This is a genomic window from Haloplanus salinarum, from assembly GCF_024498175.1.
In the GTDB taxonomy this organism is placed as follows: Archaea; Halobacteriota; Halobacteria; order Halobacteriales; family Haloferacaceae; genus Haloplanus; species Haloplanus salinarum.
On sequence record NZ_CP101823.1, the window covers coordinates 1803712 to 1820059 of the forward strand.

The following is a 16348-nucleotide window of genomic DNA, read 5'->3' on the forward strand; positions in this document are numbered from 1 at the left end:
ACGCCGGTCGAAAGTAATTTTAATAACCTCTGGTTATCCCCTGACATGGAGCTACCGACGCCGCAGGACCTGCGGGAGCGCCGGACCTCCCTGGACCTGACACAGAGCGCGCTCGCGGAGATGGCGGGCGTCTCCCAGCCGTTGATCGCGCGGATCGAGGGCGGGGACGTCGACCCCCGGCTGTCGACGCTCAGACGGATCGTCTCGGCGCTCGACGAGGCCGAGGGGAGCGTCGTCCGGGCGGAGGACCTGATGAACGAGACGCTGGTCAGCGTCGCCCCCGACGACTCCGTGGCCGACGCCGAACGCCGGATGGAGGAGGCGGCCTTCTCGCAGCTGCCGGTATTACAAAACGGGCTGCCGGTCGGTTCGATCAGCTTCAGCGACATCCGCCACGAGGGGGAGAACGTCGGCCAGAAGGCCGTCGCGGAGATCATGAGCGAGCAGTTCCCGACGGTCTCCCGGGAGGACTCCGTCGACAAGATCAGCAACCTGCTCGACTACTACAAGGCGGTCATCGTCACCGAGAGCGGCGAGGCCGTCGGCATCATCACCGAGGCCGACATCGCGGCCGAACTGTCGTAGACGGAACCGCCGGCGCCCCGCCTACAGGTCCAGCCCGCGGACCGAGACGCCGCTCCCCGATTCGACGCGACCGATCACGCGGCCGTCGACGGCCGCCGCCAGCGACTCGGCGTCCGACCGATCGAGCGCCGCGACGAAGCCAGTTCCCATGTTGAACGTGCGGTACATCTCCTCGTCGGCGACGTTGCCGGCTTCCTGCACGAAGTCGAAGACCGGCTGTGGGTCGAAGGGCTCTTCGACCACGTAGCGGGCGTCGCCGAGGCGGTCGAGGTTCGTCCAGCCGCCGCCGGTGACGTGTGCCGCGGCGTGAACGCCGTGTTCGCGCATCGGGTCGAGGAGGTCGGTGTAGATGCGCGTGGGTTCGAGCAACGCGTCGCCGAGGCGGTCGTAGTCGCCGAACGGACAGGGGTCGGTGTACGACCCCTGGCGGGTGACGGCCTCCCGAGCCAGGGTGAGCCCGTTCGAGTGGATGCCGGAGGACGGCACGCCGACGAGGGCGTCGCCCACTTCCGCCTGCCCGGGGAAGACGGCCTCTTTGGCCGCCAGCCCGGCACACGTCCCCGCGAGGTCGAGTCCCGTGATGACTTCGGGCATCACCGCCGTCTCGCCCCCGACGAGTTCGATCCCGGCACGCTCGGCGCCCACGGCGAGGCCCTCGCCCACCTGCTCCGCGAAGTCCTCGTCGGGTTCGTCGACCGCGAGGTAGTCGACGAACGCGACCGGGCGGACCCCGGCGGCGACGAGGTCGTTCGCGTTCATCGCGATGCAGTCGATTCCCACGGTGGAGTAGTCGCCGAGGGCCTCCGCGACGAGGAGTTTCGTCCCGACGCCGTCGGTCGCCAGCCCCAGGTACCGGTCGCCGATGTCGAGTAGTCCCGCGTAGTCGCCCGTGCCTTCGCCGACGGCGCCAACGAGGGCGGCGGTGGCCGCCTCGCTCTCCCCGATGTCGACGCCGGCGGACGCGTACGTGAGTTCCTCGTCGTCGTCGCTCATGCGTCGGAGGCCGTCGGCCGACGGCAAAAGCACACCGCTTGCGACGGCCGAGGTATTTGGTGTTCCGTGCGCGAGGGGTGCACATGGACCGAGCCTTCCTCGTCGGCGTTGCCCTGTCGGCCGTCGGCGTCTGTGGCTACGTGGCGGGGCTGGTCGTCGCCTACCCCGGCCGGGCGTTCTCGATCACGGCGGTCATGGTCGGGATCACCCTCGTCGCCGTCGGCGACGGTCGGAGGGCGACGACATGACGGTCCGGACGGTGGTCTACGATCGGAGCGTCGTCGAGGGACGCGAGGGGTCGGGCCTCGACGCGTTGCGCGAGGCTCGGTCGGCGACCGGGACGACGTGGGTCCGGGTCTCGGCGCCCACCGACGAGGAACTCGACCGGGTGGCCGAGGCCTTCGACCTCCACGCGCTCGAGATCGAGGACGTACAGGGCACCCCCGCCCCCAAGGTCGAGGAGTTCCCGGAACACACGTTCGTACTGGTCAAGAGCGCACGCCTCCGCGGGGGCGAGACGACCTTCGAGGAGGAGATCCGCGATCAGCCGGTCGGCCTCTTTTTCGGCCACGACTGGATCGTGACGATCACCGCCGAGGAGACGGCGGCCGTCGGGAGCGTCTGGGAACGCGTCGCCCGCGAGGAGCCACGACTGCTCGGCAACGACGCCGACTTCACCGCCTACCGGGTCCTCGACGCCATCGTCGACGAGTACTTCGCCATTCTCGACGAGATCGGTCGCGACATCGAGGCCGTGGAGGACCGCATCATCGACGACCCCGACACGGAGACCCTGGAGATCCTCAACAGCCTCCGTCGGGAACTGCTCTCGATCCGGCGGATCGTCTGGCCGACCCGCGACGCGGTGAGCGTCCTCGCCCGGGGCGACGCGGCACACGTCCGGTCGGGGACCGAGAAGTACTACCGCGACGTCTACGACCACCTCGTCCAACACGTCGAACTCGTCGAGACGTACCGCGACCTGGCGAGTGGCGCCCGCGACATCTACCTCAACACCCTCTCGCAGTCGACCAACGAGGTAATGAAGCGACTGACGGTCGTCGCGACGATCATCCTCCCGCTGACCTTCGTCGTCGGCGTCTACGGCATGAACTTCTCGGGCGGGCCGTACAACATGCCCGAACTCGGGTGGCGCTTCGGCTACCCCGCGGTCGTGGCGGGGATGGCCCTCACCGCCGCGGTCATGCTCGGCTACTTCCGCTCGTCGGGGTGGCTCTGATCACATGTACATCCGGTCCTCGGGCACCTCTCGGTCCGCGGCCGCCTCGACCTGGGTCGCGAGGTCCCGGTAGTACTGCTCGACGGTCCGGGCGAACGCCTCGAGGGGTTCGGCGTCGATGCCCAGGTCGTAGACCCGCTCGGCGGCCTCGACGAGTCGGATCGCGGCGGGCACGTCCGGCACCTGTGCGTGGACCGGCGTGATGAACACGCCGGTCCGGAGGGTGGACTCGATGCCGCGGTACGCGAGCGCGCCGTTGACACCGTCGAGAAACCCCTTGCCCATCGGCTCGATGTCGGTCCCGTCGAGACGGAACTCCCGGTAGTCGTCGGAGGCGACGTAGAACGTTTCGTGGGCGTCCGGGCCGTGTGCGTACGGAATCCCCGAGAGCACCAGCACCTCGGTGACGTCGTGTTCGTCGGTCCAGTCGAGCATCGCCTCCGCGAAGGGGTCGGCGGCCGAAGTAGGCAAAAAGAGTTCGTTGACCAGGACAGTCAGATCCAGGTCCGGCCGGGAGAACAACCGCGAGTGGTGCCGGGGCCGACCATCCTCGAAGGGTGTGATCGAGGGGAGCGAGTCCGTAGTGACGTGTCCGGTTTCCTCCAGATCGAGCGCCTCGACGAGGTAGTCCGCGGCGGTGATGCCGGCGAGGCCGAACGCGGAGAAGCCGGCGACGACCGTCGTCGACGGCGCCGTGTGATCGGAGATGTGAAAGGATGGGCCAGGAGGTTGGACTTCTGACATGACCGGTTCCTACGGCGGAGCCACAGTTATACTGTCGGCCGCGGATGCCATACGGATCACGGTACCTGTTTATCGGTGGGTCGCCGGACCGCCTCGGCGACTCACCGGTGCTGACTTACAACGAACCGTATCAGTCGTCGGCCGGGTCGTCGACGACGTCGGTCACGGCCGACCCGCGGGGTTCGGCGGTGCGCCAGGTTCCGCGTCCGAACCAGACGTAGGCGATGACCGCGCCGGCGACGTTCGAGATCAGGAAGGAGACCCAGATGCCCGGCGGGCCCATGATCCGCGAGGCGAACCAGGCGATGGGCAGACGCACGCCGCCGAGCATCGTCACCGCGATGGCGGCGGCGGTGAGCGTCTTGCCCGCCCCGCGGAACCCGCCGTTGTACGAGCGCATGATGCCGATGAAGCCGAAGGAGGGGGCGACGTAGCGGAGGAACGTGGCGCCCACCTCGATCACCTGTCGGTCGTCGGTGAAGAGCGCGACGATGGGGTCGGCGAAAAACCACGTCACGACGCCCGCGGCCGCGAGGACGACGAAAGTGGTCCGGGCGGCGACCCGGGCGGTCAGGGCCGCGCGGTCCGGCTTGCCGGCGCCGATGTTCTGTCCGGACATGGTCTCGACGCCGCGGGCCACCGCGATGGCGGGCAGGAAGATGACCGAGAACACCCGCACGCCGATACCGAAGGCCGCGACGACGGGCGTCGCGAACGTGCCGACGATGAACATGAGGAGGTTGATGGCGACGGCCTGGCCGGTGCCCTCGACGGAGGCCGGAACGCCGATCCGGATCAGCCGTCGACCGTACTGAAGGTCGGGGACGACGTCCCGGGGTCTGATCCGGACCCCGCGGCGGCCGGAGAGCATGATCCAGAGGCCGACGACGAGCGCCAGCCCACGCGAGAAGACGGTGGCGATCGCCGCGCCCTCGATGCCCCACTGCGGGAACACCCACCACCCGAAGATGAGGAAGGGGTCGAGGACGACGTTGAGCGCCACGGAGCCGAGCATGACGAGCATCGGGGTGATCGTGTCCCCGTACCCGCGCATGAGCGAGACGAACACCAGGAAGCCGAACATGAAGAAGATGCCGAGCGAGATGATCTCCATGTAGCCGGTCGCGAGGGGCAACACGTCCGGTTCCGGCCCCAGGAGGGCGAGGACGTCACCGACGAAGACGTAGGCGACGGCGCCGACGACCACCGAGACGACGGCCGCGAACCCGACGGTCTGGGAGGCGGCGTACTCGGCCTCCCGCTCCTCCCCGGCGCCGGTGTACTGCGCGACGAGGATGCTCCCGGCCACCGCCAATCCCATCCCCAGCGAGATGATGAGAAAGACCATCGGGAAGGCGAAACTGATCGCGGCGAGGGCCTCCGTGCTGTACTGACCGATCCAGAACGTGTCGGCGAGGTTGTACGCCGTCTGCAGGAGGTTCGTGACGACGATGGGCAAGGAGAGGTAAAACAGGGGCAGGCCGACGTCGCCCTCAGTCAGGTCGAACTCCTCGCGGGACTTGAAGACGTCTCCGAGGTTCATCGGGAGCCCTCCCCGAGGTGGTCGTCGACGAAGCCGTCGATGGCCTCGCGCACGCCGTCGTCGGCGCCGAGGGCGACCCGGCGGGAGTGGGCGCCGTTGAGGAGGGTCACCAGGAGCGTCGCCGTCGTCTCCGGGTCGGCGTCGGCGCGGAAGGCGCCCGACTCGACGCCGTCGCGCACGACGGATCGCACCTCGCCGGCGAGGTAGTCGTCGAAGCGCGACAGCCGCTCGCGGAACGCCTCGTCGTGGGGCGCCTGGGCCTTCACCTCGAAGAGCGCCGTCCGGAGTTCGCGGTGCGTGTCCGTCCGCGGCGGGTCGAGGGCGGCGTCGATCAGCGCGTCCAGCCGTTCCCGTACCGGCCCCGAGTCGGGAGCGGCCACGCGGTCGGTGTAGGTAGTAAAGAGATGATCGAGGAAGGCAAGCAGGAGTCCGCGCTTGGTGTCGTAGTGGTAGTGGAGGGCGGGTTTGCTCTTCTCCCACTCGTCGGCGATGTCCTGCATCGTCAGGTCGGCGTAGCCGTGCCGGCAGAGGGCCCGATAGGTCGCACACATGATGTCGTCGGTCGGTTCGGGGACCGAGTCGTCGCCGTTCACACCGTAACTGACCGGTCAGTCAGCAAAAGGCTTCGGAACTCGCGCGCCCGCCGATCAGAACCCGACGCCGAGGACGAACACCACGTAGACGGCGAGGGCGGCGGCGGGGACGAACGCCGCGACGAAGACGACCGTGCTCCAGTCGAGGACGGTCCGCCCGTCCAGCGGCCCGAAGGGGACGAGGTTGAACGCCGCCAGAAAGAGGTTGATGGCGATGCCGCGCCCGCCGAGGAGGGCGAGGAAGGGCGATCCGACGAGGGCGCCGGCGACGTAGACGGGGACGAACACGAGCGCGAGGAGGCCGTTGGTGACGGGACCGGCGAGGGCGATGAGGCCGTGTTCGCGCGGGGTGAGACGCCCGCGGTGGTGGACGGCGCCGGGTGCGGCGAAGAGGAAGCCGACGAGCGCGCTCATGACGGCCAGAAACAACATGCCGTAGTCGGCGCGGAACTCGGCGATCTGGTCGAAGCGGACGGCGACGACCTTGTGGGCGAGTTCGTGGAGCAGGAAGCCGAGGCCGGCGGTGACGAGCGAGATCAGCAGGGGGCCGACCACCCCTCGATCGAGCAACATCGTGACTGCGCGGCTCCCCCCACCGGCGAAGAAGATGGCGAAGGCGACGCCGAGGGCGACCCACGCGACCCCCAGGTCGCGGAGTTCGCGAGCGCTGAACCGGAGGGTCACGTGACGGTCCTCCAGAGCAGTTCGGCGCTGTTGCGTGCGCCCTCGACCATGAGTCGGGAGACGCCCTCGATGCCGCCGATTTCGGTCGCGAACAGCGGCAGGACGTACACCGCAAACAGCAGGCTGGCGATCATGCTGCCGACGTTGGTCATCGCGACGACCATGATGAGTTTGAACAGCGGCACCTCGAACATCTCGCCGACGAGCTGGCGGATCGGCTTCTCCTCGTCGCTCAGGAGTTCGTTCAGCGTGCCGATGTCGGCGACGTTGACCGGGTTGTGACGGAGTTCGACGTAGCCCGTGAACCAGCCGGGCGCGAGCAGGGGATTGACGGAGGTCATCCACGCCACCAGCCCGCCGACGAGCGTCGAGGACCACCGGGCGCCGGCGAGTCTGGCGAGCCCCGCCGCGAAGACGCCGTTGACGACGAACCACGCGGCGAAGAGCCGCAGGAGGAAGCCGTCGCGGACCCCGGCCATCGCCAGCAAGACGAAGAAGGCGACGAAGCCGACGGAGACGAGGACGCCGACGGCCTTCAGCCAGGGGACGCCACCGCCGGAGTCGGTGCCGACCAGCGACTCCCAGGGGGGAAGCGTCTCGGGCGCGTCGAGGTAGCCCTCGATCCCCTCGCGGTGGCCGGCACCGACGACGGCCACCACGTCCCGGCCGGCCTCGCGGAGCCGGACCAGTTCGTGGGCGATGTAGGCGTCGCGCTCGTCGATGAGCGCGCGGGCGCCGGCGGGGCTGAAGGTTCGAAACTCCTCCATCATGACGCTCACCACGTCGGCGTCGGTGAGTTCGGCGACGTCGAAGTCGTCGAGTTCGTCGGCCTCGGCGGCCCCGTAGCCGGCGCGGTCGGCGAGCCAGCCGGCGACGAGGCCGACGCTCACGCCCCCGGCGAGCCCCAGGGCGAGGCTGCCGACGACGCGGGCGACGAAGGGGCCGAGCGAGGCGACGACGCCGTCCGCGAGGCCGAGGCCGACGCCGCCGAGCAGGCCGGCCGCGACGCCGACGGCGCCGCCAGCGATCAGCGCCTCGTCCGGGCCGAGGACGACGTCGGCGAGCGTGTGGACGACGAGGCCGACGGCGATGGCGAGGAGGACGCCCCCGGTGATCCGCGTGAGGATGGGGAGGGTGAGGCCGAGCGAGGGGCCGAACAGCCCCAAGAGTGGCCCGGCGATCACGCCGGCGGCGACGCCGAGCGCGAGACCGATCCCTCGGGCGTCGGTGACGCCGAAGACGAGGCCGCCCACGAGGCGAGCCTTCTCGATGGGGCCCAGTCGCGCCCAGAACCGCTGGATCGTCGTCTGGATGTCGCGATCCACGAGCGCCACGTCGATCCCGAGTTCCTCGGCGCTGTCGACGGCGGCCATCATGTCCGCGCCGGGCGTGACGTCGAACTTCTCGCCCAGCCGCGACTGGACGTACGAGAGCATCCAGTAGGCGAGAAACTGGAAGACGGTGTTGCCACGCAGGAGGTCGCCGGGTTCGATGTCGTCGGGCGTCTCGCCCTGCAGTTGGCGGTAGCGACCCTCGTCGAGTTCGACCGCGACCACGTCTGGCCGTTCGTCCTCGATGGTGTCCTCCACCTCGCGGACGCTCTCGGACGAGACGTGTGCCGTGCCGACGACGCGGACGCGACCCTCCCGACCGGTCGACGCCCCCTGGTCGTTCATCACCGCCCGCTACTGGGGCACGCTTTTTACCCTTGTCGGAGAGAGGCGGGGTATGGTCTCCATCGAGAACGAGAGCCGGCTGGCATCGACCGTCGGCCGGGAGACGGCGCTCGCCTGTATCCGTGCGGGCATCGAGGCCGCCCGCCCCGACCGCGTCGTCGCCGACGCGGTCGGCCTCGACGACGACCGACTCCGCGTCGGCGACGCCACCTACGACCTGTCGGGCGTGACCCGCATCGTCGTCGTGGGGGGCGGAAAGGCGGCCGACGGGGTCGCGTCCGCGCTGGAGGCGGTCCTCGGCGACCGGATCGACGCCGGCGCGGTCGTCACGCCGGAGCCCGGCGAGGGCGACCGGATCGAACGGCTCCGGGGCGACCACCCCGTCCCCAGTCGAGCGGGTGTCGAAGGGACCGACCGGGTCCGCGAACTCGTCGCCGACGCCGACGAGGGGACGCTGGTACTCGCGGTCATCACCGGCGGCGGGAGCGCGCTCCTGCCGGCGCCGGCCGAGGGGATCACGCTCGACGCCCTGGGGTCGACGACCGACGCGCTCCTCGACGCGGGTGCGGAGATCGGCGATCTCAACGCGGTGCGCAAACACCTCTCGACGCTCAAGGGGGGCGGCCTCGCCGAACTCGCGGCGCCCGCCCGCGTCGTGAGCCTCGTGTTCAGCGACGTGGTCGGCAACGATCTGAGCGTGATCGCCAGCGGACCGACCGCGCCCGACGGGTCGACCTACGCCGACGCCCTCGACGCCCTGGAGCGGTACGACGTCGACCCGCCGGCGGCGGTCCGGGAGCGACTGGAGCGGGGTGCGGCCGGCGACCTCCCCGAGACGCCGGGTCCCGGCGACTCCGTCTTCGACCGGACCCACAACCACGTGCTCGCGGACGCGTTCACGGCCATCGACGCGGCCCGCGAGGTGGCCGCCGACCGCGGCTACGGGACCTGCGTCCTCTCGTCGTCGGTGCGGGGCGAGGCCCGGGAGGCCGCGCTGACCCACGTCGCCGTCGCGGAGGAGGTGGGTGCGACGGGCAACCCCGTCGAGGCGCCGGCGGTGGTCCTCTCGGGCGGCGAGACGACGGCCACCGTCCGCGGCGACGGCGTCGGCGGGCCGAACGCCGAGTTCGCCCTGGCGGCGGCCGTCGAACTCCCGGCGTCGACGACGCTCGCCTGCGTCGACACCGACGGCCGCGACGGCAGCAGCGACTTCGCGGGCGCGCTGGTCGACGCCGACACCGTCGACGACGTCGCGGCGGCCCGCCGGGCGCTCGCGAACAGCGACGCCTTCGGCTACCTCAGGGACCGCGAGGCGGTCGTCGACACCGGCGCCACGGGCACGAACGTCAACGACCTGCGGGTCGTGGTCGTCGAGTAGTCCCCGACGACGAAACGCTTATGATGTTTTAGGCTAGCCTAAATCGTATGATCGAGGTGTGTCCCGACACGTCCACACGAGGTGAGGCCGATGGGGCTCCGTGAGACGCGGCGTCGAATCGAGTCGCTTGCCGACGGCGGGCCATACCGCGTGGCGTCGGCCCGCACCGGCGAGCCGCCGGTTCCGGCCGCGGGACTGCGCTTTCCGGACCGGGAGACGGCCGCGACGGCCGCCCGGCTCACCCGCACGTACCGGGCGGCGCTCAGGCGGTGGGACCCCGCGCTGTCGTGGGTCGACCCCATCGTCCACGACTGCCGGGCGCCGCCGGCCGACCGGGAGTCGACGACCGGCCGCTCCGCGGTGTCGGTGGAGGGCGAGCGATGACCGTCGAGATGCACGTCCCGGCGGCCAGCGAGCGGGTCGCGGACGAACGGGAGGCGGTGGCGGCGAAGCTGACGGCTTACGATTCCTTCGTCGAGCGGCTCCGGGACGTCTCGACGGACGGCGTCGGCGGCGACGCGCCCGGCCCCGTCGGGACGACGCTCGCGACGACCCAGCAGGGTGGCGGCTGTGCGGCGGTCCGTGAGGCCTTCGCTGCCACGGTGCGGTCGGCCGAGTCGGTCGACGACGACGAGTCCGTCTTCGAGATCCTGGCGAGCGAACTCGGCGAGGAGGTGGCGGTGGCGCTGGCGCCGACGACGGGGTCGGCGTTCACCCCGCAGTTCCGCGAGCAGGTGATCGAGGCCGCGACCGAGCGGCGGTGGCAACTCCGGACGATGGCGACCGCGCTGGAGCGCGAAGCGGCGGCGCTCGACACCGCCAGCGACGTGTTCGCGTCGATCCGCCGGTGGCTGGAGCGGGCCGACGAGACGCCGTTGACGGATCTCGACTTCGACGGCCTGCGCAGCCGGCACGCCCGCCTCGACGACCACCTCGATCGGTGTGCGGAGCGTGCCCGGGAGCGACAGTCCTTCCTCGACGGCTCGACCAGCGAGCACGCACACGTCGGCCTCGGCCACCGGTGTTTGGTCTCCTACCTCTACGAGGACCTACCGGTGGAGTATCCCGTGCTCGACGGCGTGGCGACGCTGGTCGCGACCTGCGAGCGGTGTCAACGCAACGTCCGGGCACACCTCACCCGGTGTGCGTAGACGGGGACAGAAAGGAAAGTGCGCCGGGGCGGCCCGTCCCGGCCTCGTCCGCCAGCAGGGTGCTCGGGCTCCGTTCGGACGTCAGTTCGTCGCGGATTCGAGGACGAGCGTGTCGTCTTCGAGGTAGTGTTCGAGGTGGTGCGCGTGCTCTTCGAGGGTGATGAGCTGCTCGCGGAGCATCTCGGCGGTGGCGTGGTCACCCAGCCCCTCGGCGAGTTCGACGTGGTCGCGGACCGTCTCGATGATCTCGCCGTACATCTCCATGTCGTTGTGGAGCGAGGTCCTGATATCGTAGACGTCGTGATTCTCGGGCTCGACGGGTGCGTGCTCCTCGAGACGCTTGCCGCCGGCCAGCGGGACGCCACCGAGCGCTTGGGCGCGCTCCGCGAGCTCGTCGGCGGCCGCCTCCGCGTCCGCCGCGGCCTCGCCGAGGTACTCGTGGACCCCGAGGAACTCGGCACCCTCGACGTTCCAGTGGTGCTTTTTCAGCTGGTGGTAGAGAACGTACGTCGCGGCGAGGTCGGTGTTGAGCGCCTCGACGATCTGTTCGGACTTGTCCTGCTCGAGATGGAGCGCCTCGCTGGCCTCGACCGTATCGGCCTGCTGTCGGATGGATTCTTGCTTACTCATTGCGATTAGGTGTAGGGCCTCCACCCACTTACGCTTTTTCGCTGTGACCCGTTGTCACGATTTGATACGCCTAAATTCGGGGGAATTGGTGGCTCTCACTCCCGTCCGTGATCGGCCGTTCTCCATCGTTGACAGGCCGGGAGAGGAAGATTTGTACCCCCCCGCGGCGTAGCGGCGCCCATGGCTGATCTGCTGCCCTCCCGTCCCGACACCGCCGCGGCCGAGGAGGCCGACCCGCGCGTCATCGGCCTCGACGACGAGGACGCTGACGACCTGTTGTCCGCGCTCTCCTCCGAGACGGCTCGCGAGGTGCTCGACACCCTCCACGACGACCCGGACACGCCCGCACGCGTCGCCGAGCGCGTCGACACCTCCCTCCAGAACGCGCAGTACCACCTCGGCAACCTCGAAGAGGCGGGGTTGATCGAGGTGGTCGACACCGTCTACTCCGAGAAGGGCCGGGAGATGAACGTCTACGCCCCCACCGACCGGCCGCTCGTGGTGTTCGCGGGGGGCGACTCCGAGAGCGACGGGTTGGAGAGCGCGCTCAAGCGCCTGCTGGCCGCCGTCGGGCTACTCGGCGTCGCGAGCCTCCTCGTCCAGTGGGCGCTCGACGACCTGCCGGGGATGGCCCGCACCGGCGGCGCGGGCGGCGCCGACGGCGGCGGCGGGATGGGCACGATGAGCACCGAGGCGTCGACGGCCGCCGCCGACGCCGCGGGCACCGGCCTCCCGCCCGGCCTCCTCTTTTTCCTCGGCGGACTCCTCGCGCTCGTCGTCGTCGCCGTCGCGTTCTACGTCCGCCGGTAGTGGTAGTGTTGCGATTAGCGCGATTGGATTGGAGACACCTCGAAAGGGGCCGGCGTCTCGGCGTACCCGGACGTTCACGAGAGCAAAGCTCTCGTGAGCCAACCAGAATCCTCCGGATTCTGGTGACGACGCAAGCACCGCAACGGAGTGAGGAGCGTGGTTCGAGAGAGCTTCGCTCTCTCGTCATCACGAAAGCGCGCTCTGCGCTCTTTCGAACGAGAGCGAGTCCTGAGAGCCGAGACGCCGGGGGCTTTCGAGGTGTCTCCAACCCAATCGCGCTAATCGCGACACTACCTCCGACACCGCGAGCGGCGGGGCCGGGAGTCGCCACGAGGGTGTGGAGCACGGTGAGCCACGACGTCCGGCCGCCCCCCCCCGAAGCGCGGACGTTAAAGGGCCGCGCCGGCAACGAAGGGTAATGAGTCAGGACGCATCCACCGATGGCGACCTCCGAAACACGGGGCTGTCGCTCAAACACGACCGGGAGTGGGACTACGAACTCGACCGGATCGTCGAGGCAGTCGAGGAGCGGAACGCCACCAAGGTCGGCCTGCAGTTCCCGGAAGGGCTGAAACGGCGGGGACCGGCCGTCGCCGACGACCTCCGGGCGATCACCGACGACGACGTCACCTACATGCTCTCGGGACAGCCCTGTTACGGCGCCTGCGACCTCGACACGTACCTCATGCGCCGGACGGACGTGTTCGTCCACTTCGGGCACTCGCCGATGAAGGAGTCGGACAAGATCATCTACGTCCCGCTGTTCTCGAACGTCGACCCCTTCCCGATGATGGAGGACGCGCTCGACGAACTCCCCGAGGAGGACGTCGGCCTCGTCACGACGGCCCAGCACATGAACCGCTTCGACGAGATGAAGGCGTGGCTCGAGGACGAGGGATACACCGTCCACACCCGCAAGGGTGACGACCGCCTGACCCACGAGGGGCAGGTGCTCGGCTGCAACTACGCCTCGGCCGACATCGACGCCGACCAGGTGCTCTACGTCGGCGGCGGGAAGTTCCACCCGCTCGGCCTCGCGATGGAGCATCCGGACAAGAAAGTCGTCATCGCCGACCCCGTCAACAACGTCGTCACCGTCGCCGACACGGAGAAGTTCATGAAACAGCGGTACGGCGCCGTCCACCGCGCCATGGACGCCGAGAAGTGGGGGGTCATCTTCTGTACCAAGATCGGGCAGGGCCGCTGGGACATGGCCGAACGGATCGTCGAGGACAACGACGACGCCTACCTGATCACGATGGACGAGGTGACGCCGGACCGCCTGCGCAACTTCGATATGGACGCCTTCGTCAACACCGGCTGTCCGCGCATCACGACCGACGACGGCCCGCAGTTCCACAAGCCCATGCTCACGCCCGGCGAGTACCGCATCGCCGTCGGCGACGAGCCCCTCGATTCCCTCTCGTTCGACACGTTCCACGGAACGTGGTGATCGCGGCCACACTTTTCTCCTCCTCGCCACGACACATCATCATGAACTGCGAACCGATCGGGACCGTCTACACGCCCTTCGAGACGACGAGCGAGGCGCCGCGGCAGGGGTTCAGAGGCGACGCCGAGGGCGTCGTCGAGGTCGATCCGCCCTACCGCGAGGGGCTCGTCGGGTTCGACGGCGACCGGGTCGAGGTGGTCTGGTGGGCCGACCGCGCCGACCGCTCCCTCCTGACGCTGGATCGGGACGCCGACCGCGGCGTGTTCACCTCGCGCTCGCCGGCCCGTCCCAATCCCGTCTGTGTCACCGAGTGTGCGGTGTTGTCGGCCGACCCCGCGGCCGGCCGCCTCCGCCTCGACGGCGTCGACATGGCCGACGGGAGCCCGGTCGTGGATCTGAAGGCACCGATCACGACTCACTGCTGGGACGACGACTCGACGTAGTCGACGGCCGCCGCGGGCGTCTCGACCGCCTCGACGCCGGCGACGTCGTGGGTGTCCAGTCCCGCGACCGGGCGGTCGAAGACGCCGGCGAACCCGAGTTCCGAGAGCGTCCCCGCGCCGCCGTCGACGGCCACCACGGCGTCGCCGTTCATCACGACCATCGCGTTCCGGGCGTGCCCCATCCCCGTCGCGACGGGGGTGTCGACGTACGCGTTCGCGTCGTCGGGGTCGGCCGTCGGGAGGATGCCGACCGTCTCGCCGCCGGCCCGGGTCGCGCCGGCACACACCGCCGCCATGACGCCCCCGAGGCCGCCACAGACGACGACGTGACCCCGTTCCCCGAGCAGTCGGCCCAGCGTCCGGGCCCGTTCGGCCGTCCGGTCGTCCACGGTACTCCCACCGATGACGCTGACGCGCATGGGACAGGATCGCACGGCACCGGGAAATGCGTTCGGACCCGTCCTCCGGCCGTCGACCACCCACAGTTATGTGTCGGTTGACCGCCTACTCGTGTATGTCAGCGATCGAGTCCCTCCGGACGGCGGTCGGCACGCTCCGGCGCCACCCCGTCCTCGTGCTCGGCGGCGCGTGTTACGGCCTCGTGGTCATGCCCCAGCGAGCCCTCCAGTTGGCCGGCGTCCCCATCGCCCCCGCGCTCCTCCAGATGCTCACCTTCTTTCTCACGCCCTTCGTCCTCGCCGGCGTCGTCGGAATGGCCCGGACGGCACTCGGCGGCGAGACGTCCGTCGACGAACTCGTTGCGGTCGGCAAGGACCGGTACGTCGACCTGTTGCTCGCCACGCTCCTGGCGTTCGGCATCAAACTCGCCTTCGGAATCGTCCTCGTCGTGCTCGCCGTTGCCCTCCTCGTCACCGGCGGGAGCGGGACGGCCGCCCTCGTGGGGGCCGCCCTCGTCGTGGTCGTCGTCCTCGTCTACCTCGCCGTCCTCATGCTGATCCAGTTTTACCCCGTCATCGTCGTCGTCGACGACGCCGGACCGGTCGATGCCGTCACGGACAGCGTCGAGTTCGTCCGGTCGAACCCCGTCGGCACGCTCGGGTTCACGGCCGTGACGCTCCTGCTCGGTGCGCTGGCGGCCCTCCCGGTCACGGGCGTCGCCGCCTACAGCTTCGCCACGTCCGATGCCGGGTCCGGCGGGAGTCCCGGACCGATCGGTGGCGGGATGAGTCCTGGCAGCCCGGGAGCCGGCGCCGGGACGACGAACGGGACGGCGGCGCTCGGCGACGCCCTGGCGAGCGGGGGGTTGGGCCTCTCGACGCCCGAGGTGCTCGCGCTGTCGCTCGTCTCGGTGGCGGCGACGGCGCTCCTGGTCGCCTTCCGGCTGACCTACGCCACCGCGTTCTACCGGTCGAACGCTCGATCCATCGAGGAGCGCGTCCTCGACGAGGAGTGGTAGTCGGCGGCTACAGCAGGAACGTCTCCTCGCGCTCGGCGAGGTCCATGAAGGTGTCGGCGGCCTCGACGAGTTCGTCGGCCGTCGAGGAGCCGAAGGCCATCACCTCGACGCGGACGCCCTCGTGACGGAGGTGCGAGCAGAGCCGCGAAAAGTCGCCGTCACCGGTACACAACACGACCACGTCGACGTGGTTCGCCAGCGTCACGGCGTCGAGGCTGATTCCAACGTCCCAGTCGGCCTTCTTCGTCCCGTCGCCGAAGGTCTTGATGTCCTTGATCTTTCGCTCGAAGCCGATGTCCTTGAGCGCCTCGAAGAACCGCTCCTCCTCGGGGGAGTCCGCACGGATGACGTAGGCGATAGCCCGCACGAGTTCGCGGTCGGCGACGCCCTTGGAGAGCAGCGCCGAGTAGTCGATGTTCCGGGAGTAGAGACTTTGGGCGGAATGATAGAGGTTCTGCGCGTCCGCGAGCATGGCGACGCGCTGGTTCGCGTGGATATCGGTCACGTTGTTCGAACGTAGGACGCGTGCGATTAAATTCTTGCTCATGCGTGGCGGTGATACGTGCGATTTAACCCGACGGCGAGGGCAGGGAGGGACATGCGCACCGAGCAGGCCGCTCCAGTACTCGGCATCGTCGGCTGTCTCGCCGTCGTCGTCGCCCTCGCGCTCCCCGTTGCCCTCTTTCCCGACTGGGGGACCGAACTGGGTCGTTACTACACCAGCGGCCCCCTCGGGGTCGGAGCCGTCCTCGCGTCCGTGCTCGTCGGCGGCGTCGTGTTCCTCGCGGGCGCTCGCGGCCGGACGGACCCGACGACGGCTGCCGGTATCGCCGTCCCGCTCGGGGTCGTCGCCTTCGTGATCGCGCTCTGGTGGGCGGTCGCGGCACCCCTCGATCCGCTCTTTGGCTTCCCGGCGTCGTGGATCACGGACCTGCGGTGGGTCGTCGTCGTCTCGACGGCGCTCACGGCCACCGCCGCGGCGTTCTACGCCCGGGCCGTGCTCTGACG

The 16348-nt window shown here is 69.7% G+C and carries 20 protein-coding genes; 11 read left to right on the forward strand and 9 right to left on the reverse strand.

Going from position 1 to position 16348, the window contains the following annotated elements; translation table 11 throughout:
- Window positions 1-45 precede the first annotated feature (45 nt).
- Entirely contained in the window at window positions 46-585 is a 540-nt protein-coding gene (locus NO364_RS09335) for a CBS domain-containing protein (RefSeq protein WP_157691032.1), read from the forward strand.
- Window positions 586-606: 21 nt separating this feature from the next.
- Here NO364_RS09335 and purM read toward each other — a convergent pair whose 3' ends face one another.
- Complete coding sequence (gene purM / locus NO364_RS09340; protein ID WP_157691031.1) at window positions 607-1578, reverse strand: phosphoribosylformylglycinamidine cyclo-ligase; 972 nt, start codon at window positions 1576-1578, stop codon at window positions 607-609.
- An 83-nt stretch (window positions 1579-1661) separates the two neighbouring features.
- Between purM and NO364_RS09345 the strand changes: the two genes are divergently transcribed.
- A complete protein-coding gene (locus NO364_RS09345; protein WP_199243689.1) occupies window positions 1662-1826 on the forward strand; it encodes a hypothetical protein in 165 nt (54 codons plus the stop codon).
- On the forward strand, window positions 1823-2818 hold the full coding sequence (corA, locus tag NO364_RS09350) for a magnesium/cobalt transporter CorA (RefSeq protein ID WP_157691030.1): 996 nt from the start codon (window positions 1823-1825) through the stop codon (window positions 2816-2818). Before NO364_RS09345 ends, corA begins: the two co-directional genes overlap by 4 nt.
- Here the strand turns inward: corA and NO364_RS09355 are convergent, their stop codons facing one another.
- The 5 genes from NO364_RS09355 to NO364_RS09375 all read right to left on the reverse strand — a co-directional run bounded on the left by NO364_RS09355 (window position 2819) and on the right by NO364_RS09375 (window position 8058).
- Window positions 2819-3562 carry a proteasome assembly chaperone family protein gene (locus NO364_RS09355; protein ID WP_257627354.1) on the reverse strand — a complete coding sequence of 248 codons (744 nt, stop codon included), beginning with the start codon at window positions 3560-3562 and terminating at the stop codon, window positions 2819-2821.
- Between the two features lie 130 nt (window positions 3563-3692).
- Window positions 3693-5105: an MATE family efflux transporter gene (locus tag NO364_RS09360; protein WP_257627355.1), complete on the reverse strand. Its 1413-nt coding sequence runs from the start codon at window positions 5103-5105 to the stop codon at window positions 3693-3695.
- Window positions 5102-5698: a TetR/AcrR family transcriptional regulator gene (locus NO364_RS09365; protein ID WP_199243688.1), complete on the reverse strand. Its 597-nt coding sequence runs from the start codon at window positions 5696-5698 to the stop codon at window positions 5102-5104. The genes NO364_RS09360 and NO364_RS09365 overlap by 4 nt, the downstream gene beginning before the upstream one ends.
- Before the next feature lie 54 nt (window positions 5699-5752).
- On the reverse strand, window positions 5753-6382 hold the full coding sequence (locus tag NO364_RS09370) for a zinc metalloprotease (protein WP_199243687.1): 630 nt from the start codon (window positions 6380-6382) through the stop codon (window positions 5753-5755).
- Window positions 6379-8058, reverse strand: coding sequence for a TraB/GumN family protein (locus tag NO364_RS09375; protein WP_257627356.1), 1680 nt, complete (start codon window positions 8056-8058; stop codon window positions 6379-6381). The genes NO364_RS09370 and NO364_RS09375 overlap by 4 nt, the downstream gene beginning before the upstream one ends.
- A 52-nt stretch (window positions 8059-8110) precedes the next feature.
- Between NO364_RS09375 and NO364_RS09380 the strand changes: the two genes are divergently transcribed.
- The 3 genes from NO364_RS09380 (at window position 8111) to NO364_RS09390 (ending at window position 10587) form a co-directional block, all read left to right on the forward strand.
- Window positions 8111-9436: a glycerate kinase type-2 family protein gene (locus NO364_RS09380; protein WP_257627357.1), complete on the forward strand. Its 1326-nt coding sequence runs from the start codon at window positions 8111-8113 to the stop codon at window positions 9434-9436.
- A 90-nt stretch (window positions 9437-9526) separates the two neighbouring features.
- Window positions 9527-9820: a DUF7552 domain-containing protein gene (locus NO364_RS09385; RefSeq protein ID WP_157691026.1), complete on the forward strand. Its 294-nt coding sequence runs from the start codon at window positions 9527-9529 to the stop codon at window positions 9818-9820.
- Window positions 9817-10587, forward strand: coding sequence for a DUF7260 family protein (locus NO364_RS09390; RefSeq protein ID WP_257627358.1), 771 nt, complete (start codon window positions 9817-9819; stop codon window positions 10585-10587). Before NO364_RS09385 ends, NO364_RS09390 begins: the two co-directional genes overlap by 4 nt.
- A gap of 81 nt (window positions 10588-10668) precedes the next feature.
- Here NO364_RS09390 and dpsA read toward each other — a convergent pair whose 3' ends face one another.
- Window positions 10669-11217 carry a DNA starvation/stationary phase protection protein DpsA gene (gene dpsA / locus NO364_RS09395; protein WP_257627359.1) on the reverse strand — a complete coding sequence of 183 codons (549 nt, stop codon included), beginning with the start codon at window positions 11215-11217 and terminating at the stop codon, window positions 10669-10671.
- A gap of 180 nt (window positions 11218-11397) precedes the next feature.
- Here dpsA and NO364_RS09400 point away from each other — a divergent pair, with 180 nt between their 5' ends.
- The 3 genes from NO364_RS09400 to NO364_RS09410 all read left to right on the forward strand — a co-directional run bounded on the left by NO364_RS09400 (window position 11398) and on the right by NO364_RS09410 (window position 13923).
- Window positions 11398-12027 (forward strand): ArsR/SmtB family transcription factor, encoded by a 630-nt coding sequence (locus NO364_RS09400; protein ID WP_157691023.1) that lies wholly within the window; start codon window positions 11398-11400, stop codon window positions 12025-12027.
- Between the two features lie 418 nt (window positions 12028-12445).
- Window positions 12446-13480, forward strand: a complete 1035-nt coding sequence (gene dph2 / locus NO364_RS09405) for a diphthamide biosynthesis enzyme Dph2 (RefSeq protein ID WP_257627360.1) — start codon at window positions 12446-12448, stop codon at window positions 13478-13480.
- Between the two features lie 41 nt (window positions 13481-13521).
- On the forward strand, window positions 13522-13923 hold the full coding sequence (locus NO364_RS09410) for a TrmO family methyltransferase domain-containing protein (RefSeq protein ID WP_157691021.1): 402 nt from the start codon (window positions 13522-13524) through the stop codon (window positions 13921-13923).
- On the opposite strand, the gene NO364_RS09415 is transcribed toward NO364_RS09410, so the two are convergent.
- Entirely contained in the window at window positions 13896-14342 is a 447-nt protein-coding gene (locus NO364_RS09415; protein WP_157691020.1) for a TIGR00725 family protein, read from the reverse strand. The two genes, NO364_RS09410 and NO364_RS09415, sit on opposite strands and share 28 nt — an antisense overlap.
- A gap of 95 nt (window positions 14343-14437) precedes the next feature.
- On the opposite strand from NO364_RS09415, the gene NO364_RS09420 reads away from it, so the two are divergent.
- The gene (locus tag NO364_RS09420; protein ID WP_157691019.1) at window positions 14438-15340 is read left to right on the forward strand and encodes a DUF7847 domain-containing protein; all 903 of its coding nucleotides are present in this window, start codon (window positions 14438-14440) and stop codon (window positions 15338-15340) included.
- Window positions 15341-15347: 7 nt separating this feature from the next.
- Here the strand turns inward: NO364_RS09420 and NO364_RS09425 are convergent, their stop codons facing one another.
- Entirely contained in the window at window positions 15348-15845 is a 498-nt protein-coding gene (locus NO364_RS09425) for a LabA-like NYN domain-containing protein (RefSeq protein WP_157691018.1), read from the reverse strand.
- A gap of 93 nt (window positions 15846-15938) precedes the next feature.
- Here NO364_RS09425 and NO364_RS09430 point away from each other — a divergent pair, with 93 nt between their 5' ends.
- Window positions 15939-16346, forward strand: a complete 408-nt coding sequence (locus NO364_RS09430) for a DUF7548 family protein (RefSeq protein WP_157691017.1) — start codon at window positions 15939-15941, stop codon at window positions 16344-16346.
- Window positions 16347-16348 lie beyond the last annotated feature (2 nt).